Source organism: Pseudoalteromonas issachenkonii, assembly GCF_002310795.1.
GTDB classification, from domain to species: Bacteria; Pseudomonadota; Gammaproteobacteria; order Enterobacterales; family Alteromonadaceae; genus Pseudoalteromonas; species Pseudoalteromonas tetraodonis.
The window spans coordinates 1,414,252-1,437,173 of the sequence record NZ_CP011030.1 but is presented as its reverse complement, the minus strand read 5'-3'; the positions used below and the strand labels follow the sequence as shown (position 1 = coordinate 1,437,173).

Annotated in this window: 20 protein-coding genes; 11 read left to right on the top strand and 9 right to left on the bottom strand. The window is 40.1% G+C overall.

The window, feature by feature from the left end; translation table 11 throughout:
- Positions 1-66 precede the first annotated feature (66 nt).
- On the bottom strand, positions 67-546 hold the full coding sequence (gene lrp, locus PISS_RS06630) for a leucine-responsive transcriptional regulator Lrp (protein WP_008110073.1): 480 nt from the start codon (positions 544-546) through the stop codon (positions 67-69).
- A gap of 139 nt (positions 547-685) precedes the next feature.
- Between lrp and ald the strand changes: the two genes are divergently transcribed.
- Positions 686-1,807: an alanine dehydrogenase gene (gene ald / locus PISS_RS06625; protein ID WP_013464758.1), complete on the top strand. Its 1,122-nt coding sequence runs from the start codon at positions 686-688 to the stop codon at positions 1,805-1,807.
- A 118-nt stretch (positions 1,808-1,925) separates the two neighbouring features.
- Here the strand turns inward: ald and pssA are convergent, their stop codons facing one another.
- Complete coding sequence (pssA, locus tag PISS_RS06620) at positions 1,926-3,251, bottom strand: CDP-diacylglycerol--serine O-phosphatidyltransferase (protein WP_013464757.1); 1,326 nt, start codon at positions 3,249-3,251, stop codon at positions 1,926-1,928.
- Positions 3,252-3,527: 276 nt separating this feature from the next.
- Between pssA and trxB the strand changes: the two genes are divergently transcribed.
- The 5 genes from trxB (at position 3,528) to infA (ending at position 9,525) form a co-directional block, all read left to right on the top strand.
- Positions 3,528-4,478, top strand: coding sequence for a thioredoxin-disulfide reductase (gene trxB / locus PISS_RS06615; RefSeq protein ID WP_008110078.1), 951 nt, complete (start codon positions 3,528-3,530; stop codon positions 4,476-4,478).
- A 326-nt stretch (positions 4,479-4,804) separates the two neighbouring features.
- The gene (locus PISS_RS06610) at positions 4,805-7,618 is read left to right on the top strand and encodes a bifunctional aconitate hydratase 2/2-methylisocitrate dehydratase (protein ID WP_083494649.1); all 2,814 of its coding nucleotides are present in this window, start codon (positions 4,805-4,807) and stop codon (positions 7,616-7,618) included.
- Between the two features lie 184 nt (positions 7,619-7,802).
- The gene (gene aat, locus PISS_RS06605) at positions 7,803-8,519 is read left to right on the top strand and encodes a leucyl/phenylalanyl-tRNA--protein transferase (RefSeq protein ID WP_058154499.1); all 717 of its coding nucleotides are present in this window, start codon (positions 7,803-7,805) and stop codon (positions 8,517-8,519) included.
- Positions 8,512-9,216, top strand: a complete 705-nt coding sequence (locus PISS_RS06600; protein ID WP_058154498.1) for an arginyltransferase — start codon at positions 8,512-8,514, stop codon at positions 9,214-9,216. The genes aat and PISS_RS06600 overlap by 8 nt, the downstream gene beginning before the upstream one ends.
- A gap of 90 nt (positions 9,217-9,306) precedes the next feature.
- Positions 9,307-9,525: a translation initiation factor IF-1 gene (gene infA, locus PISS_RS06595; protein WP_002962494.1), complete on the top strand. Its 219-nt coding sequence runs from the start codon at positions 9,307-9,309 to the stop codon at positions 9,523-9,525.
- Between the two features lie 192 nt (positions 9,526-9,717).
- Here infA and clpA read toward each other — a convergent pair whose 3' ends face one another.
- Positions 9,718-11,979: an ATP-dependent Clp protease ATP-binding subunit ClpA gene (gene clpA, locus PISS_RS06590; RefSeq protein ID WP_058154497.1), complete on the bottom strand. Its 2,262-nt coding sequence runs from the start codon at positions 11,977-11,979 to the stop codon at positions 9,718-9,720.
- A gap of 68 nt (positions 11,980-12,047) precedes the next feature.
- On the bottom strand, positions 12,048-12,356 hold the full coding sequence (gene clpS, locus PISS_RS06585) for an ATP-dependent Clp protease adapter ClpS (RefSeq protein WP_008110102.1): 309 nt from the start codon (positions 12,354-12,356) through the stop codon (positions 12,048-12,050).
- A 209-nt stretch (positions 12,357-12,565) separates the two neighbouring features.
- On the opposite strand from clpS, the gene cspD reads away from it, so the two are divergent.
- Complete coding sequence (gene cspD, locus PISS_RS06580; protein WP_013464751.1) at positions 12,566-12,784, top strand: cold shock domain-containing protein CspD; 219 nt, start codon at positions 12,566-12,568, stop codon at positions 12,782-12,784.
- Between the two features lie 453 nt (positions 12,785-13,237).
- Positions 13,238-15,460, top strand: coding sequence for an NADP-dependent isocitrate dehydrogenase (locus PISS_RS06575; RefSeq protein WP_013464750.1), 2,223 nt, complete (start codon positions 13,238-13,240; stop codon positions 15,458-15,460).
- Between the two features lie 158 nt (positions 15,461-15,618).
- Here the strand turns inward: PISS_RS06575 and PISS_RS06570 are convergent, their stop codons facing one another.
- From PISS_RS06570 to PISS_RS06560, 3 genes are all read right to left on the bottom strand, one after another.
- Positions 15,619-16,860: an amidohydrolase family protein gene (locus PISS_RS06570; protein WP_058154496.1), complete on the bottom strand. Its 1,242-nt coding sequence runs from the start codon at positions 16,858-16,860 to the stop codon at positions 15,619-15,621.
- 12 nt (positions 16,861-16,872) lie between these two features.
- On the bottom strand, positions 16,873-18,255 hold the full coding sequence (locus PISS_RS06565) for an amidohydrolase (RefSeq protein WP_058154495.1): 1,383 nt from the start codon (positions 18,253-18,255) through the stop codon (positions 16,873-16,875).
- A gap of 100 nt (positions 18,256-18,355) precedes the next feature.
- Entirely contained in the window at positions 18,356-19,141 is a 786-nt protein-coding gene (locus PISS_RS06560; protein ID WP_013464747.1) for a hypothetical protein, read from the bottom strand.
- Between the two features lie 443 nt (positions 19,142-19,584).
- Between PISS_RS06560 and PISS_RS06555 the strand changes: the two genes are divergently transcribed.
- Positions 19,585-19,947 (top strand): DUF3718 domain-containing protein, encoded by a 363-nt coding sequence (locus tag PISS_RS06555; RefSeq protein ID WP_008465151.1) that lies wholly within the window; start codon positions 19,585-19,587, stop codon positions 19,945-19,947.
- A 97-nt stretch (positions 19,948-20,044) separates the two neighbouring features.
- Here the strand turns inward: PISS_RS06555 and PISS_RS06550 are convergent, their stop codons facing one another.
- On the bottom strand, positions 20,045-20,737 hold the full coding sequence (locus PISS_RS06550; RefSeq protein WP_013464744.1) for a hypothetical protein: 693 nt from the start codon (positions 20,735-20,737) through the stop codon (positions 20,045-20,047).
- Positions 20,738-20,859: 122 nt separating this feature from the next.
- Here PISS_RS06550 and PISS_RS06545 point away from each other — a divergent pair, with 122 nt between their 5' ends.
- A complete protein-coding gene (locus PISS_RS06545; protein ID WP_036956340.1) occupies positions 20,860-21,729 on the top strand; it encodes a fructosamine kinase family protein in 870 nt (289 codons plus the stop codon).
- 213 nt (positions 21,730-21,942) lie between these two features.
- Entirely contained in the window at positions 21,943-22,146 is a 204-nt protein-coding gene (locus PISS_RS06540) for a CPXCG motif-containing cysteine-rich protein (RefSeq protein ID WP_008464077.1), read from the top strand.
- On the opposite strand, the gene PISS_RS06535 is transcribed toward PISS_RS06540, so the two are convergent.
- Positions 22,143-22,769, bottom strand: coding sequence for a riboflavin synthase (locus tag PISS_RS06535; RefSeq protein WP_028835882.1), 627 nt, complete (start codon positions 22,767-22,769; stop codon positions 22,143-22,145). The genes PISS_RS06540 and PISS_RS06535 overlap by 4 nt on opposite strands.
- Positions 22,770-22,922 lie beyond the last annotated feature (153 nt).

The following is a 22,922-nucleotide window of genomic DNA, read 5'->3' as shown; positions in this document are numbered from 1 at the left end:
TACACTTATTAAAAAAGCAAAGTTGGCTGCAACAATAAAAGTATATTAAAGGCTGTTACTCTATCATTAAGCAACAAAAGGACGGATAACCACGCCCTCTTCACCTTTTACTTCTTCCATGACTACATAGGTGCGGCTTTCACTCACATTAGGCAGCTTTAATAATATATCACCGAGCACGCCTCGGTATTCTGACATATCGTTAACCCGGGTTTTTAATAAAAAGTCGAAATTACCCGAAACCAAATGACATTCTATAATTTCTTCGTGCTTTCTAACAGCAGCACTGAACTCTTCAAATACGTCGGGCGATGTTTTGGTAATGGTTACTTCCACATACACAGAAAGCCCTTGACCAAGCTTGGCAGGATCAACCACGGCTTTGTAGCCTAAAATATACCCTTCGCGCTCTAGCTTTTTCACTCGCTCTAGACAGGGCGTGGCGCTTAGGCCAACTCGTCGGGCCAGTTCAACATTTGACAGGCGGCCATCGAGTTGTAATTCGACTAAAATCTTGCGATCAATACGGTCTAATAAGTTATGCATAGCTTTTTAGTTTTTTATTCTAATAAAATCGATTTAACAGATACTAACACTACAAAGACCTTAAAAAAAGGTGAGACACACTACCCTAGCATGAATATAATAGTGAAAAATTTTTATCCCGTTCTAACAAGGCAAAATTATGATTATTGGTGTACCTAAAGAAATTAAAAACCATGAGTACCGTGTAGGTATGGTTCCTGCGAGTGTTCGCGAACTTGTAAATCACGGTCACCAAGTGATTGTTGAAACTAACGCTGGTATGGGCATTGGTTTTACAGATGATGATTATGTTCAAGCAGGTGCTGAAATTTTAGAAACAGCTGCTGACGTTTTTGCAAAAGCAGAAATGATCATCAAGGTAAAAGAGCCACAAGCTGTTGAACGTGCAATGTTACGTGAAGACCAAATTCTTTTCACTTACCTTCACCTTGCACCGGATCTTCCACAAACTGAAGACCTTGTTAAAAGTAAAGCAATCTGTATTGCTTATGAAACAGTGACTGATGCACGCGGCGGTTTACCACTATTGGCACCAATGAGTGAAGTAGCGGGCCGTATGTCTATTCAAGCAGGTGCACAAGCGCTAGAAAAAGCAAACCACGGTCGTGGTATGTTACTAGGTGGTGTACCAGGTGTTGAGCCAGCTAAAGTTGTTGTTATTGGTGGCGGCATGGTTGGTCGTAGCGCTGCACAAATGGCGGTTGGCTTAGGTGCTGAGGTTGTTGTACTTGACCGTAACATCGACGTACTACGTGCACTAGACGCACAGTTTGGTAACAAAGTTAAAGCTATTTACTCAACAGCTGACGCGCTTGAAAAGCACGTACTAGAAGCTGACCTAGTAATTGGTGGCGTGCTTATCCCAGGTGCTGCTGCACCTAAACTAGTGACTGCTGAACACATTAAAGCAATGAAGCCTGGTGCTGCTATTGTTGATGTTGCGATTGACCAAGGTGGTTGTATTGCAACCTCTAAAGCAACTACGCACGCTGATCCTACTTTCATCGTTGATGAAGTTGTTCACTACTGTGTTGCTAACATGCCTGGTGCTGTTCCACGTACATCTACGTTTGCACTTAATAATGCAACATTACCGTTCATCATTAACCTTGCAAACAAAGGTTACAAAAAAGCACTACTAGATGACGCCCACTTCTTAAAAGGCTTAAACGTAATTAAAGGCCAAGTAACATACAAAGAAGTAGCTGAAGCGTTCAACATGGAATATGTTGACCCACGTACTGCAGTAGAAAACGCGTAACAATAATAGTTACCGCTTATACCTAAGTCATTATTTAGGTATAAGCATTAAAAAAGCAGCTAATTAGCTGCTTTTTTTGTATCTAAATTTTAGGGTCTGTGGTCAACAGATCCTCGTATTATATAAATCGTTTAATAATAAAGTCGACTTTTACGCGCTTAGCTTGACCAAGCAGTTTTTTCACCGGCTGCGGGTAATCGTCCATGGTTTCTAAATCATCAGGGCCGGTTAAACGACGACAATGCTTTAAAATTTCTTGGCGTTCATTATCAATGTCGCGCATTATCGTTTGCTCAGGATCTTCTATCAGGATGCCATTTTCGATATCGAGCCCCCACGCGCGCGGATTTAGGTTATGCCCACTGAGTAAATGTACTTTGCGGTCGCAGCAAATCCCTTTTAGATGGAACGAGTTACTCTCGTGTTTCCAAAGGTATACGTTTAGGTTGCCATTATCTATGTGGCGTTTTTGCGATTTTACAAACTTGTGCAAAATAGTTTCGTATAAATAAGGCAGTGCACCAATTTTACTAAATGGCTCGCTAGGTGGCAGGTAAAAATCGTTTGCGGTTTTATCGCCCACCACAATAGTAACCTGCTTACCTTGCTTTAATAAGCGACGTAAAGAGCGCATTAAAGGCGCTGGAAAATTAAAATACGGCGTGTATAACACCAATTCTTGCTCGGTGGTATCAAATAACGCTTTAATTAAGCGATTGAGCTCGTTATTACGACGGCCTAACCCTAAAAATAAACGAATACCCATTGCATGGGTATTAAACTCTTGCGCATTTTTATAACTTGCCGATTTAAGCTCACGCATAAGTTGCTTTTGTTCAAGCTTAAAGTCAGCCATACGTTTAAGCGGTCGTTGATCAATTCTTGGTACCGCTTCAGAACTTAATAAAGTTGATTCGATAAAATCGACTACTGAGTCACATAATTCGCTTTGCGATACTAAAAAGTAGCGATCGAGCCGGTATCGGTCGCTATATTGCAAATACACATTATTTAAACTGGCACCGCTGTAGAGCAGTGTGTCGTCAATAACAAAGCCTTTTAAATGTAACACCCCAAACAGTTCTTTTGCCTTTACGGGGACACCATACACTTGAACGTTTGAATTAAATTTTTCTAAATCGTCGCAATATAAGCTTGCATTGCCCTCTGACTTTTCAGCTCCAATTAAACCGCGTTGCGCACGATGAAAATCCACCAATACTTTTATCTCAAGCGCAGGATTAGCTAACGAAGCACTGTGTAGTGCAGCTAATATTTCACGACCCGCTTCATCATCTTGTAAGTAGAGTGTGGTGATATAAATTCGTTTTTTTGCGTTGGCAATTAAATCTAACAATTGCGTACGGTATTCTTGCGCATTGGTTAAGACGTTAACGTCTTTTGAAGTCAACCCAAATGCGGGTTTCTCTTGCCAAAATAACATAGTTGCCTATTCACTTAGGTCACATAATTAAGCAGTGACAAATCAAAATTAGTTAAAAGATAACAAAAAAAATCAGGCTGGTCATGAATTAACGTCGTTTTATTGGCTAACAGTCTATTTATTAGTCGAGCACTGCCTATAAGTCATTTACTAGTACACATTAATGAACAGCTTCGGAATTTGCGAAAAAAAATAATCTCATCTTTTATTTACTTCCTGCTTGTTTTTCTTAGAATCGGGCGCATTAAAACCGTATTAAACGTTTAGGAAAAGATCATGACTGAAGCAAAACATTGTAAGTTACTTATTTTAGGTTCGGGCCCTGCAGGCTATACAGCTGCAGTTTACGCTGCACGTGCTAATTTAAACCCTGTTTTAATTACAGGTATTCAACAAGGTGGCCAGCTAACAACCACTACTGAAGTTGAAAACTGGCCTGGCGATGCACACGGTTTAACCGGCCCTGCATTAATGGATCGTATGAAAGAGCATGCAGAACGCTTTGAAACTGAAATTGTGTTCGACCACATCAACAAAGTTGACGTATCTAAGCGCCCTTTCACACTAACCGGTGACCAAGGTACTTACACCTGTGATGCTTTAATCATTGCAACAGGTGCTTCTGCGAAATATTTAGGCTTAGAGTCTGAGACTAATTTCCAAGGTCGCGGCGTTTCAGCTTGTGCAACCTGTGACGGCTTTTTCTATAAAGGTCAAAAAGTAGCGGTTGTTGGTGGTGGTAATACAGCGGTTGAAGAAGCGTTATACCTGTCTAACATTGCTGATGAAGTTCATGTTATTCACCGTCGTGATAGTTTCCGTAGTGAAAAGATTCTTGCTGACCGCCTTGCTGAAAAAGCAGCGAACGGTAACGTTGTCATGCACTACAACCGTACACTTGATGAAGTGCTTGGTGACCAAATGGGTGTTACCGGCGTTCGCATTAAAGATGTGGCATCAGATGCTACTGAAGAACTTGATTTAGCGGGTGTGTTTATTGCCATTGGCCATAAGCCAAACACCGATATGTTTGAAGGTCAGCTAGAAATGAAAGACGGCTACTTAGTAGTTGAGTCTGGTCTTAACGGTAATGCAACACAAACTAGTGTGCCAGGCGTATTTGCTGCCGGTGATGTGTCTGATCATATCTACCGTCAAGCAATCACTTCTGCGGGTACTGGCTGTATGGCTGCACTTGATGCAGAACGCTTTTTAGATAACCTATAAGTTTTCATAACATATAGTAAGGGCTGAATTTTCAGCCCTTTTTTTGTGGCCAAAAATTATAAAGGCTCATCCAACACCGAAAAGTACTCATTGCAGCCGTATAAACATTCACAAAATTTATACTGAAAATCAATCGTATTTATACAATTAATGGCTTAGGTACGATAGGATCTAAGGGTGAGCAACGAATACCGTCAAATTATATAAGTAAAACTAACTATAATTATCGTCAGGAATAAAAGCTTTATTCATTTAGGCATTACTAGAGACTGTAAAATCAGTTAAAATGCTAAACTTCATATCAAGTAAATTACCGAGAGTTTTCTATGAGTTTGTATACAAAATATATGGAAGAAATCCAAACCCGTAAAACGGAGCTTGGATTAAGCCCACAACCAATCGATAGCGCTGAACTAGTATCAGAAATAATTAATCAAATTAAAGATACTAATAACGAGCACCGTAAAGATTCACTGCATTTCTTTATTTATAATACTTTACCTGGAACAACTAGTGCTGCGGGCGTTAAAGCACAGTTTCTAAAAGAAATCATTTTAGGTGAAGAGCACGTTGCAGAGATCACTCCAGAATTTGCATTTGAACTGCTTTCACACATGAAAGGCGGCCCGTCAATTGAAATGCTAATTGATTTAGCATTTGGTGATGACGCAGCAATTGCAGCACAAGCGGCTGAAGTACTTAAAACTCAGGTATTCTTATACGATGCTGATATGGAGCGCATAAAAGCGGCCTACGAAGCAGGTAACGCAATTGCTAAAGAATTACTAGAGAGTTTCTCAAAAGCTGAATTCTTCACAAAACTACCTGACATCGAAGAAAAAATCGAAGTAGTAACTTACATTGCTGGTGAAGGCGACATCTCAACTGATTTACTGTCTCCAGGTAACCAAGCACACTCACGTGCTGACCGTGAATTACACGGTAAGTGTATGATCACTGAAGAAGCACAACAAGAAATCGTTGAACTTCAAAAGAAACACCCTAATGCTAAAGTAATGCTTATTGCTGAAAAAGGCACCATGGGCGTTGGTTCATCTCGTATGTCTGGTGTAAATAACGTTGCACTTTGGGCGGGTAAACAAGCAAGTCCATACGTTCCTTTCATCAACATTGCACCTGTTGTTGCAGGTACTAATGGTATCGCACCAATCTTCTTAACGACGGTTGATGTAACCGGCGGTATTGGTCTTGATCTTAAAAACTGGGTTAAGAAAGTAGATGCAGACGGCAATACTGTAACTGATGAAAATGGCGATGCAGTGCTTGAAGAAGCTTATTCAGTTGCCACAGGTACTGTATTAACAATCAATACAAAAGAGAAAAAGCTTTATAACGGTGATAAAGAACTGGTTGATGTATCATCAGCGTTCACACCGCAAAAAGTTGAATTCATGAAAGCTGGTGGTTCATACGCTGTAGTATTTGGTAAGAAACTACAAACGTTTGCTGCTGAAACGCTCGGCATTGAAACTCCTCTTGTGTATGCACCTTCAAAAGAAATTTCACATGAAGGCCAAGGCTTAACAGCGGTTGAAAAAATCTTTAACCGTAATGCGGTAGGTGTTCTATCTGATACACCACTTCATGCAGGCTCAAACGTTCGCGTTAAAGTGAACATCGTTGGTTCGCAAGATACAACCGGTCCAATGACAGCACAAGAATTAGAAGCGATGGCGGCTTCAACGATTTCACCACTTGTTGATGGTGCTTATCAGTCTGGTTGTCACACTGCATCAGTATGGGATAGCAAAGCGCAAGCAAATATTCCAAAACTAATGGCGTTCATGAATAAGTTTGGTTTGATCACTGCACGTGACCCGAAAGGCGTTTACCATGCAATGACTGACGTTATTCACAAAGTATTGAACGACATTACAATTGATGATCGCGCTATCATCATCGGTGGTGACTCGCATACTCGTATGTCTAAAGGCGTTGCCTTTGGTGCCGATTCAGGTACTGTTGCTGTTGCACTTGCAACCGGTGAATCAGCGATGCCGATTCCTGATTCAGTTAAAGTGACGTTTAAAGGCAAAATGGCTAAGCACATGGATTTCCGCGACGTTGTACATGCAACGCAAGCGCAAATGCTTAAGCAATTTGGTGGCGAAAACGTATTCCAAGGTCGTATCATTGAAGTGCATATTGGTACCCTAATGGCTGACCAAGCGTTTACTTTCACTGACTGGACTGCAGAAATGAAAGCGAAAGCGTCAATCTGTATTTCAAATGATGAAACGCTAATTAAGTCAATTGAACTTGCTAAATCACGTATCCAAATCATGATCAACAAAGGTATGGATAACGAAGCGCAAACGCTACAAGGTCTAATCGACTTAGCTGACAAACGTATTGCAGGTATTCAATCTGGTGAAGAGCCAGCACTTTCTCCAGACGACAACGCTAAATACCACGCAGAAGTTGTGGTTGATTTGGACCAAATCGTTGAGCCAATGATTGCCGATCCAGACGTGAACAACGATGACGTTTCTAAGCGTTATACTCACGATGTGATCCGCCCTGTTTCTTTTTACAACGACAAACCTGTTGATTTAGGTTTCGTTGGTTCGTGTATGGTTCACAAAGGCGATATGAAAATTATTGCTCATATGCTGCGTAACCTAGAAAAGAAAAACGGTTCTATCTCATTCAAAGCACCATTAGTTGTTGCGCCACCAACATACAACATTGTTGATGAGCTTAAAGCGGAAGGCGACTGGGATATTCTTGCTAAATACGCAGGTTTTGAATTTGACGATGAAAAACCAAAAACAGCGGCACGTACTAAGTATGAAAATATCCTATACCTAGAACGCCCTGGTTGTAACTTATGTATGGGTAACCAAGAAAAAGCCGAACCTGGTGACACTGTTATCGCAACATCAACTCGTCTGTTCCAAGGCCGTGTAGTAGCCGATACATCTGAGAAAAAAGGTGAGTCACTACTGGGTTCTACGCCGGTTGTAGTACTTTCTACTGTACTTGGTCGTTTCCCGACTATCGAAGAGTATATGTCTGCGGTTGAAGGTATTGACCTTACCTCGTTTACACCTGTTGAAGAAGCAATGACAACTAAGTTTAACGCTGGACAAGCAGTACCTGTAAAAGTGGTTAGCTAATTCGATTAGTTTACACTTTTTAAGCTAATAATTAAAAGCGCGTTTTAAACGCGCTTTTTTTTTTGCCTAACAAAAATAGCGCTTAGAAAGTAAGTCCTATGCAGTGACACAATAATTTGTGGTTTGTGATTTTAAAGCAGCAGGTTACACTTTATCTTGACCATGCAGTTATTCAATCGGTGTTATGACTAAACAACTCTATCAACTCGCTCAAAGCCACTTTGCTTTTCCTGATCCCAACCATGCATTAGATGATCCCGATGGTTTACTTGCCATTGGTGGATGCTTATCGGTAACGCGATTAAAAAATGCCTATTTATCTGGTATTTTTCCGTGGTTTAGTGAACACGAGCCAATTATGTGGTGGTCACCTAGTGAACGCGGTATTGTTGAGCTTAATGACTTTCATGTTAGTAAAAGCTTACGAAAACATTTAAAAAAGCACCCGGTCACCGTAACCATTAATCATGCCTTTGAAGAAGTGATAGAAGCATGTCGCGATCAACGTCTTGATACTGATGGCACTTGGATCACCCCGCAAATGCAACAGGCGTACATTAATGCCCATCACAATGGCTTGGCCCATAGTTTAGAGGTATGGCGCGAGGGAGAGCTTGCAGGTGGCTTATATGGCATCATGCAAACCGGTGTTTTTTGTGGTGAATCAATGTTTCATCATCAAACAAATTGCTCCAAACTGGCTATGTGGGCGCTGGTTAATTGGCTTAAACGCCATAATGCGCATTTTATTGATTGCCAATTAGAAAATCCTTATTTAATGTCGTTAGGTGCTAGCGTTATTCCACGTGAAGAATTTTTAACTAAACTTAATAAAGCACAGTGTTACACCCCACCTGACAGCATGTGGCAACCACAGGAGCTATTAGCGATTTATGAATGAACAACTTCCCGCTCGTATTGGCCTAAGCCAACCATTTGAATGCAGTTATTTGCCTAACCGCCAAGAGCAACTGTTGGTCATACTCGATCCAAGTTGTTACAGCAGCAATAAGTTTGAGTCATTATTAGGATTGGGCTTTCGTCGCAGTGGTAACCAAATTTACCGTCCGCACTGCCCTATTTGCAGCGCGTGTAGTTCTGTGCGCGTTTTAGCTGATGAGTTTATGCCGACAAAATCGCAAAAACGTAAACTTAACAAAGCAAAAAACCGCTTTGAGGTAAAATATTCTCAAGTTGAACGCGAACAATACTATCCACTTTACAGTAAATACATTAGCTTGCGCCACCAAGACGGTAGTATGTATCCACCTGATAAATCACAATTTCAAAGCTTTTTGTTTTGTAGTTGGTTAACCATTACTTTTATTGAGCTTTGGGATCAAGAAAACTTAGTGGCTGTTGCTGTAACTGATTGTATGGACAATGCTATTTCGGCAATTTATACATTTTTTGACCCTGACTATGAGCACTTTAGTTTAGGCACTGTGATGATATTACAGCAACTTAAATTTGCTAAACTGCAACAAAAACAATTTGTTTATTTAGGCTATCAAATAGATGAATGCGACAAAATGAACTATAAAACCCAGTTTTTACCTGCTCAAAAACAGTGCAATGACCAGTGGCTGGCTATTTAATTTACAAAAATAGCCCCTGCGCCTTTACTTATTGGCGTATTTTGGGCAAAATCTGCAGCGTTTAACTATTAAAGAGGTGTTACGCTAAACATGGCGAAAGAAGACGTAATCGAAATGCAAGGGACAGTCCTTGATACTTTACCAAATACAATGTTCCGAGTTGAGCTAGAAAATGGTCACGTAGTTGTGGCTCATATTTCAGGTAAAATGCGCAAAAACTATATCCGTATTTTAACCGGCGATAAAGTAACGGTAGAAATGACTCCTTACGATTTATCGAAAGGTCGTATCGTATTCCGTGCTCGCTAAGTAAGTGCGTAAACGAGATTTAGTTTTTGGCTAGTGCAAACTAGCTTTAAGCGTTTATTAAATGTAATTAATGGATACTCGCCAGTAATTACATTTAATAAACAAAAAACCCAGCCTTTGCTGGGTTTTTTGTTGTCTATTTCTTAGGCAAATAAAAAAGCCTGCGCAAAGCAGGCTTTTGTATAACGACCATTAGGCTGGGGTTAAATCACTTTCGTAATCAAAACGCAGCTTTTTATCTTTAACCGATACTTTTACCGTACCGCCAGAAATTAGCTCACCAAACAGTATTTCGTTTGCCAATTGCTTTTTAAGGTCTTCCTGAATAACACGTGCCATAGGGCGTGCGCCCATTGCTTTGTCATAGCCTTTGTCAGCCAACCATTCACGTGCTTTAGACGTCAGCTCAAGATTAACTGATTTCTTGTCTAGTTGCGCTTGAAGCTCCACAACGAACTTATCAACCACTTGTAAAATAACTTCTTTATCGAGGTGATTAAACCAAATAATGTTATCTAAGCGGTTTCTAAATTCTGGTGAAAATACTTTATTAATTTCACCCATTGCATCGTGCGTATGGTCTTGCTCACTAAAGCCAATCGACTTACGTGTGGTTTCTTGCACGCCGGCATTAGTGGTCATCACGACTACGACGTTTCTAAAGTCGGCTTTACGACCATTATTATCAGTTAGCGTACCGTGATCCATAACTTGCAATAAAATGTTGTAGATATCTGGATGGGCTTTTTCAATCTCATCCAAAAGTACAACAGCGTGTGGATTTTTAATGACCGCTTCTGTTAGTAAGCCGCCTTGTTCAAAACCAACATAACCCGGAGGCGCACCAATTAAACGGCTCACCGCATGGCGCTCAACATATTCAGACATATCAAAACGAATAAACTCAACGCCCATACATTTAGCTAATTGCTTGGTAACCTCAGTTTTACCGACCCCCGTTGGGCCTGCAAATAAGAACGAACCAACCGGTTTGTTCTCATTCGCTAAACCTGAACGCGACAAACGAATGGCAGAAGTTAATGCATCAATAGACTGATCTTGCCCAAACACTAACATTTTTAAGTTACGGTCTAAGTTTTTCAGCGTTTCTTTATCAGACGACGATACATTTTGTGGCGGAATACGCGCCATTTTTGACACAATCAGCTCGATATCAGAAACACCAATCGTTTTTTTACGTTTAGAGGTAGGTAACAAGCGTTGGCTTGCACCCGCTTCATCAATAACATCAATCGCTTTATCAGGCAGATGACGTTCGTTAATGTACTTAGCGCTAAGCTCGGCTGCGGCCTTTAACGCTTTTTGCGTGTAACGAATACCATGGTGTGCTTCATAACGCTCTTTTAAGCCGTTAAGAATTTTAGTGGTGTCTTCCACACTGGGCTCAAGCACATCAATTTTTTGAAAGCGACGTACCAAGGCACGGTCTTTCTCAAAAATGTTTTTGTACTCACCATAGGTGGTAGAACCCATACAACGCAATTGTCCACTGGAAAGTAGCGGTTTAATTAAGTTTGAGGCATCCATTACCCCACCCGATGCAGCACCTGCACCGATAATGGTATGAATTTCATCTATAAATAAAATAGAGCCTGGTTTAGCTTGCAGCTCTTTTAATAAGCTTTTAAAGCGCTTCTCAAAATCGCCTCGGTATTTAGTACCTGCAAGCAAAGCGCCCATATCTAATGAGTAAACAACCGCATCAGCAATAACTTCAGGCACTTGCTCGTTAACAATTCGATACGCTAAACCCTCAGCGATAGCGGTTTTACCCACGCCAGCTTCACCAACCAGTAATGGGTTGTTCTTTTTACGGCGACACAACACCTGTACGGTACGTTCTACTTCGCTGTCACGACCAACAAGCGGGTCAATGTTGCCCTCTTTGGCTTGTATGTTGAGATTAGTGGTGAAGCTGTCGAGCTTACTCGCTTCTTCACTGGCAACTTCTTGCACTTCTTCATGTATATCGTCAGTATCATCGCCTAATTCGTCGTCACCTTTGGCAATCCCATGAGAAATAAAATTAACAATATCAAGGCGAGAAATATCATTCTTTTTAAGTAAATAAACTGCCTGGCTTTCTTGCTCAGAAAAAATAGCCACCAGTACATTTACACCAGTCACTTCATTTTTTCCCGAAGATTGCACATGAAATACCGCGCGCTGTAATACACGCTGAAAACCAAGCGTTGGTTGAGTTTCGCGTTCTTCTTCTAAATCAGGAATAACCGGTGTGGTTTCATCAATAAATTCAAGTAACTCTGTTTTTAATCCAGAAATGTCAACACAACACGCATTAAGCGCTTCTCCAGCTGATGGATTATCGAGTAGAGCTAATAAAAGATGCTCTACGGTCATAAACTCATGACGACGTGTACGCGCTTCACGAAACGCGGTGTTCAAAGTTAGTTCTAAGTCTTTATTTAGCATTGGCAACCCCTTACAGAGATAATAATTTTATACCGCACTTCAAAGATGAAAGTTCACCTTTGTGGTATTTATTCCTGCTCACAACTACATAGCAGTGGATGCTCGTTATCCCTTGAGTAGCGGTTAACTTGCTCAGCCTTGGTATGTGCTACATCGGCGCTGTAAACACCACAAATGCCCTTACCTTGCTGATGTATTTGCAGCATCACATCAGTTGCTCTATCGCTATCCATATTAAAAAACGTCATCAAGATCTCAATTACAAAATCCATCGGCGTGTAATCATCGTTGTTTAACACAACTTTATATTTTCGCGGTGGCTGCAACTTTTGCTTTTCACTATCGCGAACGGTGTCGATAACACCAGAATCTTTCATACCACTCATAATTAAATATAGTCTTGTCTTTGTAACTCAAGCAAACTTGAATAAAAAAATAAATAAAATGTTAAAAAATAACCCAAAACACTTGACTGGTTGCTTAAATAAACTACAGTCAAATGGTGATTGATTAAACCTTAGTCAGTCTAGCAAACAATACAGTTTAGGATAACTAAATTAGTCAACTTATAGAAGGATGTAGAAGTATGGCTTGTGGTAAAGTCAAATGGTTCAACAACGCCAAAGGTTTTGGTTTCATCGTAGAAGACGGTTGCGAGAACGACATTTTTGCTCATTACTCCACTATTGTAATGGACGGATACAAGACGCTTAAAGCTGGTCAAGATGTTACCTTCGAATTACAACAAGGCCCTAAAGGTCTACACGCTACTAATATAGCCCCTAACGGCGATATTTTAGAGTGATTGTAAATATGAGACTAAAGCGAGCGACCTATTTAGATCCTCGCTTAATTCCCTAAAATCCCTAACCACTTCCATATTAATTGCTTCATTGTTCGTTAATTCAACCCCACTCCTTGATTTTATTTTATCTACCCCAATAATTTCACTATTAGATGTTTAACTGCTGGCGTTTAGCGCGTAATCCTAGCCCTTTTTAGCCAAGCTTGTTACACTCTTTATCCTGTAAAACGTAATTACTTTAGCCTAATGGCTAGTTTAGATTTACATAAATTTTAGTTATAAAAGACACTAGTCCGTCAGGTGTGATTATTCTTACCTTGTTTAGGTTATACGAGTACCAACACCTAACAGACTACTCATTGCATACATTAATACTTTATTTATAAGGTATTAGGCGATGATTTCTTTGCATTGTTGAATTTGGCCAATGCGGCCTACTATCTAGGAATGATGATGACATCAAAAATTATCTATACAAAAACGGACGAAGCTCCGGCATTAGCAACGTATTCGTTGTTACCAATTATCCAAGCGTACACAAATGCGGCAGGTGTTGAAGTTGAAACACGCGACATCTCACTCGCTGGTCGTGTTATTGCGAGCTTCCCGGATTACCTAACAGAAGAACAACGCATTGGTGATGCACTTGCAGAACTTGGCGAAATGGCGAAAACACCAGAAGCTAATATCATTAAATTACCGAACATCAGTGCCTCAGTTCCACAACTTCGCGCTGTAATTAAAGAGCTTCAAGAAAAAGGTTATGCACTTCCAGAATACCCTGTAGAACCTAAAAACGATGAAGAAAAAGCGATTCAAGCCGCCTATGACAAAATTAAAGGCAGTGCAGTAAACCCTGTACTTCGTGAAGGTAACTCTGACCGTCGCGCACCAAGTTCAGTAAAAGAATATGCACGTAATAACCCACATTCTATGGGTGCATGGAGCAAAGATTCACAGTCTTATGTTGCAAGCATGGAAGAAGGTGACTTCTTTGGTTCAGAGCAGTCACTAACTGTTGATGAAGCAACGGATGTTCGCATTGAACACGTAGCGGCTAATGGCGATATCACTGTACTTAAGCAAAGCACACCGCTACTTGCTGGTGAAGTTATTGATGCATCACGTATTAGTGCTGCAAAATTACAAGCATTCCTTGAAGCTGAAATTAATGCAGCTAAAGAAAAAGGCGTGTTATTTTCGCTTCATATGAAAGCGACCATGATGAAAGTATCTGATCCAATCATCTTTGGTCACGCTGTAAAAGTATTTTACAAAGACGTTTTTGCAAAACACGGTGCACTTTTTGAAGAGCTAGGTGTTGATGTAAATAACGGTTTAGGCGATGTGTACTCTAAAATTCAAACTTTAGATGACGCTAAGCGCGAAGAAATTGAAGCTGACATTCAAGCTGTTTACGCTGACCGCCCTGCTATCGCAATGGTTGATTCTCATCGCGGTATTACAAACTTACACGTACCAAGTGATGTGATCATCGATGCCTCTATGCCTGCTGCAATTCGTTCAAGCGGTCAAATGTGGAATAAAGACGATAAATTACAAGACACAAGCTTTGTAATTCCAGATCGTTGTTACTCTGGCGTTTACCAAGCAACGATTGATTTTTGTAAAGAGCACGGTGCATTTGATCCTACGACTATGGGTAGCGTACCAAACGTTGGCCTTATGGCTCAAAAAGCAGAAGAGTACGGCTCACACGATAAAACATTTGAAGCAAAAGCTGACGGTACTATCCGTGTTGTAGACACAAACGGTAATACGTTACTTGAGCACAGTGTTGAGAAAGGCGATATCTGGCGCATGTGTCAGGTTAAAGATGCACCTATTCAAGATTGGGTTAAACTTGCAGTAAACCGCGCTCGCGCAACAGGTAATCCGGCTATTTTCTGGTTAGATGCAGAACGTGCACACGATGCTGAGCTAATCAAAAAAGTAAATAAATACCTGCCAGATCACGACACTGCTGGCCTAGATATTCAAATTTTATCGCCAATGGATGCAACCTTGTTCTCACTAGCACGCATCAAAGAAGGTAAAGACACAATTTCTGTAACGGGTAACGTGTTACGTGATTACTTAACAGATTTATTCCCAATTTTAGAATTGGGTACTAGTGCTAAAATGCTTTCAATTGTGCCACTAATGAATGGCGGTGGTTTATTTGAAACTGGTGCGGGTGGCTCTGCTCCTAAGCACGTTCAACAATTTGAGAAAGAAAACCACTTACGTTGGGATTCTTTAGGTGAATTCTTAGCACTTGCTGCGTCACTTGAGCACCTAAGCACAACAACAGGTAACAAAAAAGCACAAGTACTTGCAGATACACTTGATAAAGCTACCGGCACATTCTTAGCTGAAAACAAGTCGCCTTCACGTAAAGTAAAAGAGATTGATAACCGTGGTTCTCATTTCTTCTTATCTTTATTCTGGGCACAAGAACTTGCTAAGCAAAATGATGACAGCGAGCTTAAAGCGCAGTTTACGCAAATTGCTAGCGACCTTGAAACTAACAAAGAGCAAATTGTTAGCGAGCTAAACGATGCACAGGGCCCAGCAATGGACATTGGCGGATACTTCCAGCCAAATGACGATGCAGCTTTTAAAGCAATGCGCCCAAGCACAACATTTAACGAGATTTTATCTAAACTGGTATAAATCCATTAAATGAATGAAAAGGCGCTCCAAAGAGCGCCTTTTTTTTGTGCCTAATACCAATTCGCTTATTTAAGTGGTTTACTTTGCAGATTGGTATAAGTAAAAGCTGTTCATAAAAAAGGCCGCTAATGCGGCCTTTTATATTCAACTAAACAAGTTTATTTAGTGTATGCACGTGGCATGTTTGATTCTGATGTATAGCGCTCACGCAGTTTATCTTGACGAGATTCAGTACTTACCTCAACCCCATTAATAAACATTTTATTTACGTGGCTGCTCAGCTCAAACGGGTCATTACTCCACATTACAACATCAGCGGCTTTACCCACTTCTAAGCTACCAGCATTAATACCAAATACATCAGCCACATTTGAAGTCATCGCTTTTAATGCGCCTTGCTGGCTCATACCGTAAGACACTGCATTACCGGCATCATAGCGGAGCTGGTAAACATTATGACTGGCATCGCCACCCACAGTTAAAAGTACTTTAACACCGGCTTTTTCTAGTATGCCGGCATTATTTAGGCTTGCATGTAATGAATCAAAACTGCCTGGTAAGTTATCCATTGCACTGATGATCACAGGAATACCCGCTTTTGCGATTCGATCTTTAACTACAACGGCATCTTGCGCACCATTAAGAACAATATTTACCCCAAACTGCTGTTTCACTTTTATAAGTTCAACAATATCCGATGCACGCGACACACTAATTAGTAATGGCATATCGCCTTTTAGTACTTTAGCCATTATTTTATCTTCAGCACTTGGCTTAGCATCGTCTTTTTTAGCTTCTTTGCTTGCTTTAGTTTGGTGCTCATCTAACTTATTGATCAGTGTTTGCAATGTAAATGCACGAGAGCCTTTGCTTCGCTCACCCAAATGAACCACTAATGCCGCTTGCTTTTTGTTTACGCTTTCAAAGCTGCCGCTTAAATCCACCACACTGGCAAGGCCTGCAAATATGCTGTCACCGCCGTACGGGGTGATCAAATCGCGAGTAACACCGCCTTTACGTGCATAAGGGATTAGGCTTGAACGAGGGTTAAATGCCAAGCTTGCATCAAAATCAATACCTGCTTTTTCTTCTCCCGCATCGCGAGAGCCCGCAACCGCACCTACTTCAACTAAACCAAGTTGATTTACAGTGGCAATAAAACCAGGGGTCACGATTTGACCTTTGGCATCAATAATTTTATCTGCTTTAACATCGCTAGGATTAATTGCAGTGATTTTGCCATCATTCATTACGATGCTGGCAGACTCTAATACGCCTTGATCTGAGGATGTATGCAGTGTTGCGTTAATTATAGCAAGAGATTGAGCGCTCACCGCACCCGATGCTAGTAACCCTGCAGCAACCAGAGAAAGCGAAAACGAACGTGATAATTTTTTCATTCTGGGTGCTCCTTATTGTTGACCTAACATAAAATCACTTTGTGCTTGGAATGCGCTATCGTTTCTATCGTAAACTTTTGCGCCATCAACAAACACTTGCTCTGCTTTTGCGTAAACGCTAAATGGGCTTTGATTCCAAATAACCACATCAGCTTGTTTACCTGCTTCAAGTGAGCCTGTTTTATCTTCAATGCCGAGTGATTTAGCGGCATTAGCCGTGATCCACTTAATTGCATGCTGCTCAGAAATATCAAAACCATTTTGGTTTGCACTGTACATTACTTTTGCGGCTTCTTGATTTAAGCGCTGAATGGTCGTGTCTGAGTCTGAATGCACAACGGCACATGAGTTTTTAACTGCATCAACAATCGCTACGTTCTCTTGTACCATATCGTAGGCTTCCATTTTAAAGCCCCACCAGTCTGGCCAAAGTGCTGCACACGAGCCATTTTCAGCCAGTAAATCTGCGATTTTATAGGCTTCAATACCGTGATGGAATGTACCCGCATGGTAATTAAACTCTTTAGAAAGGTCGATCATCATCGCCATTTCTTCAGCTTTATAACAGTGATTGTGAATACGAACCTCACCTTCTAAAACACCGCGAAGGGTATCGTATTTAATATCGCGGTGTGGAGCTTCTGGTTTTTTACCCGCAGCGTAATCAGCATCGTATTTGTCCCAAGCACGTTTGTACTCTTGAGCGCCAATCCAAGCTGTGCGATAGCCTGCCATATTACCCATACGTGTCATCGGTAATTCACCTTTACGGCCATAAACGCGTTTAGGGTTTTCACCACACGCCATTTTTAAACCGTATGGTGCATCAGGAAACTTCATCCCTTGCATGGTGTGAGCCGGTACATTTTTAAGGGTAACGCCACGTCCACCAAATAAATTAGCTGAACCTGGTAAAATTTGTAACGAGGTAATACCGCCTTCACGTGCGCGATTAAAACCTGGATCTTGTGGCCAAATTGAATGCTCAACCCATACTTCTGCTGTATTTGGGCTAGTCATTTCGTTGCCATCTTGGTGAGACTCAACCGACGGATTTGGATAAGCACCTAAATGAGAGTGAACATCAATAATACCTGGTGTTACCCATTTGCCTTGCGCATCGATAGTGGTGTCTGCGTTAGCGGTTAAATCTTTACCAACTTGCTGTACTTTACCATCAACAAGTAATACATCGGCTTCATCTAAACGCTCACCCGTGCCCGTTAATACAGTGGCATTGGTAATTAATGTGCTTGATGTAGCAACGGGTTGATAAGTACTTGGGTATGGGTTTTTATTAATGGTTACTTTTGCATCTTGCGGGCCGCTTTCTTGGCAACCAACAAGAGCCGCTGCTAAACCAACAGCTAACAATGAGGGAGCAAATTTTTGCATGTTTTTAGGTTCTCCTGTTTTTTTACTACTTTAGCGAAAGCAAACGCATAAAGCTAAAAAAACAGGTGAAAAGGCGGTTATTTAAGGTGAGTTTCTGTAATTATTTTTTTATATAATTGTTATAAAGCTTATCCAGTGCCCCTTCAGTGGTGAGCGATGGATCTTTACTAATAAAGTGTTTAACCGTTCGGGTTACAAAATCCGAATTTTGCTTATGTAATTTTGAAAAATCTTTAATTAATGTATTACCATCTTTTGCGGCAGTGACTTTATCATGACGATGCCTGTATTGGCTCAATGCCTTATTAAAATCGCCTTGATAATCCTCGACTAAAATTTTATAAAAATCACTTTTTTGTACTTTTAATACAGTAATGCAATAGTTAAGCGCTTCTTTAAAGTCGGTAAATACGGTGCCTTCTACATCAAACTCTTTGGTTTTTTCGCGCACCGTAACGCGCGCTTCTTCAGTGGCATAACTAAACCCTGTAAAGGCGAGTCGCTCAGCCGCTTCTTTACCGAGTTTCATGCCCGCTTGAATGCTGTGCGCAAATTCATCGCTCATGTCGCCAAGCTCGCTTTCTTCCCACATGTTGTACACACGTAAGGGCTTGGCGTATTTATTTGATAGTTTCTTTTTAAGCTTACTAAAACGCTCATCAATGGTCATTAAGCGTTCATTATGAAGTAATGCATGGCATTCATAACAAGCCGCAATAGCAACAAAATCTGCTTCTTCGCCTAAATCAATAATACTTTGTAACATGTGCAATGGTGGGCAATGATCGCGCTCTGTTGCCTCACACCCGCAATAAAAACATTGGTTAAAATGCTGTTGCTCACACGCATAAGCTTGCTGGTAGTAACTGGCTAACGTTTTATTCACAATTGCGCTCCAAAAATATAAAATGCCACAAATTTAGGGCGCGATAATAACAGTCTGAAAAAATATTTCAGTATGAAAACGCTAAAGTGTGTCAAAAATAAATTACTTAACCTGAACTTTGGTTAAGAGATTTAATAATATATTGAATTATATCAATAATTTAGTTCGTTTTCTCCAGCCAGAAATTTACAGTGAAAACAAGGCGAATTTTCGCGTCAATAGTGGGCCTATTTCAAGTAAATTCAACGCAGTTAGCGCTGAAAATAGCTGCTTGAGATAGATTTATTATCCATAGTTCAGGTTACTTATGAACAACTTTTCATACACCTACAAAATTGCACGATTTATATACACATCTTCTTACAGCTTGCCCCATTCAGTTAACAACATGCTGGCTACATTAAGCAATACTTAAGTTGCACATAAACAAAGAGGCAAATACTATGATTTCTTTCAAAGCAACTCTATATTCAACTGTATTATTGGGCGCAGCAACATTAACAGCGCCTGTAATGGCAACCACTTTTGTTGCCGCTGATTCATCACCCGGTACACAAGTTTGCATGGCCGTTGCATCTAACAAACAACTGACACTGCACAAAACAATTAAAGAGCTCCATACCAACAAGCATGTAATTGGCAAAAAATTACGCTGCAATGATTTATCAATGAATGATTTTGTAGCGCTTTATGATTTAGACAAATCTGCACGCTTTTTCAATATTGAGGCTACCACCAGCACATCAATAAGGGATTTGGCAAAGGTAAATAAACTGATGGTGGTTATTATGGCGGGATCTAAATAACCTAAATTATGACTAGGAAATCGGTTTTAATACGTTCAATTTACACGAATCAAACACGTTAAGCAGGGCTTAGTACCTGCTTAACGTGTATTTATTATTAAATAAGCGCTGCCAACAAACCAAACAAGCCACCAAATACCCCACCCCATACAACGAGCCAACCTAAATGCTCACGGATCATGGTTTGAATAATTTCTTTTACCATTTTAGGGGTGAGTTCATCTAGGCGTTCATCCACTAATTTAAGTACCGTATTATGTAAGCTTTCCGCGTTATTTCCTTGAGTAAGCATGTCGCTTAGTAGCATTTTAAAATCGTCGGTGTCGCTTATTTGTACCAGTGATAATTGCATTTTTTCGATAAATTTTTCTCGCATTGGCTCTACCGCCTCTGTACCGCCAAACATTGCCAGCATGCTGCCAAATTGTGATTGCTCTATCACCACTAATAAATTATCGAAAGCAGGATTTAAATCTACCTTTTCAATTACCGATTCAAAGTCTATCGTTGGCTGCGCCTTGCTTAGAAGCTTATCTATTTTATGCTCAGAAAAGAACTCCGTAAGTATTAAATTTCTTATAGCTACTTTAAAGCTTTCAAACTTGAGCGCAATCACCCCCGATCCATATAAAAACGGGACTTTTTCAAATAGCATATGAATAGCGAGTAAGTTTGTAACCGCACCAGAGAGTGCAAATAAGCCCACCGAAAGTACAATGGCTTGATCAAATACAAAACCAATAACAACACAACACGCTGCCAATAAGTTAGTGATAAAACTTTTATTCATTTTTATTCCATTTCAGTGATTTGTATTAGAAATTGATAGTCTTAATTTTACACCGATTAATTTGTTTATTTAATCCCTTTTTGCCATAGTTTATTTATAGGTTTAAAAGGTGAGCAATTGTTATGTGGAAAACAATCAATCAACAGATCAGCCAAGCTATCCATTACGATTTTAAACACACCCATAAACGTCAGTTGCAAAACACATCAACCGATAAGCTTTTCCATATAAGTGATGGCAAGCACAATTATTTAGTTAAAATTGCGCAAAAGAATGAGCTCGATCGCTTTGAAGCACAAGCACAGGGCTTAAAACAACTCACTCAAAACAGTATATTTATGGTGCCCGACTGTATTACAACTGGCGCCAATATAGAATATGCGTTTATTGTATTAGAGTGGCTTACACTTGATGACCTTCCCCACACGCATTGGTCAACGATGGGTGAACACCTTGCCATGTTACATCAAAAACACGAGCAAGCGATGTTTGGTTTTGATACAGACAATTATTTAAGCTCTACGCCTCAACCAAATCAATGGCATAAAAAATGGGATGTATTTTTTGCAGAAGAACGTATTGGTTGGCAATTACAGCTATTAGCTGAAAAAGACATTGTGCTGGCAGACCCCGAACAACTGATAAATTTAGTAAAAGAGCAACTGCATAATCATCATGTTTTGCCCTCGTTATTACATGGCGACTTTTGGCGCGGAAACATGGGATTTGTAAATAATATTCCGACCCTATTTGACCCTGCCTGCTATTACGGTGATCGGGAGGTCGATATTGCTATGAGTAAGCTTTTTGCCCCATTACCCGATGAATTTTATAACGCCTATGATCACCATTATCCACTCTCTCAGAACTACCAACATCGCAAGCTTATTTATCAGCTTTACCCTATTTTAAACCATGCCAATATTTATGCAGGCCATTACTTAAATCAGGCTAAAGAACACGTTGAAAAACTACTAAACTTAAATAAATGAGTAAACAAAATATAAGCACTATACTTATACTTGAACTCTAAAAAATAAATCTATTCGAGCGTTATTTTTAACGCTAATTGCATTAAATTTACTTGTAATAAGTCACTGTTGATAGCTCAATATAAGTAAATCATTTAGTCAGAGTTTAAGCTACTTAGTATTAAGCCGTTATGTGCTATCTAGGTAAAATAACTTAATTTTTAAGGGGGTGTTATGAAAGACTTTTTATCACAACGTATCGCCTGCCCACATTGTGGACACCATATTCATTTAGACCTTGATGCCAGTATGGGCGACCAAGACTACTATGAAGAATGCAGTGCTTGCTGTAATCTAATTCATTTAAATATGCATATAGACTATGCACGTAATAAGTTAGAGTTACACGTGGACAGCGATGACGAACAAATATTTTAGCTATGTTGGCGCATGTAGTTTTCGACGGTGTTTATAATAGTGTATGTTTGCTGATCAACTTCTATATTAAATTCATCACCTACAACGGCTGCACCTAAATTAGTAATATCGAGTGTTTCTGGTATTAAGTGTAACCAAAAGCCATGCTCATCAATATTACCAACCGTTAAACTGGCGCCATTAATAGATACAAACCCTTTGTATAACACATATTTTTGCCATTTTTTTGGAAGGCTAAGCTGCATTTTGTAGTTATTTTCTAGTTTAACTATTTGCACTATTTTGGCAGTACAATGAATATGGCCAGAGACTATGTGCCCACCCAGCTCAGTACCAAACGACACAGAACGCTCGTAATTGACTAAACTACCCAATTCCAGTTGTCCAAGGTTAGTAAGCTGCAGAGTTTCGTCAATAACATCAAAATGCACTTGAGCCACCACATCTTGATTACTAAGCTCTACTTTAACTACCGTTAAGCAGCAACCATTTATAGCGATGCTAGCACCTAAGTCTAAATGCTTTACGTATTGCTCATTAACAGAAACGACTAAACGTAATACACCCTGCGTATGGGTTCTAGAGACTACTGTTGCTTGAGTTTGAATAATACCGGTAAACATAAAAATCGCTTCTCTTTCTAACAAAGTGCTAGTTTAACGTATCAATCGCTAAAATAATTCACTTAATAGCACTTTTATTCGCAACAAAAGTAAGCTTATGCAGCAATTTAATAGATTCGCTGATTGTCTACATAGATAGAGCAATCACAATAG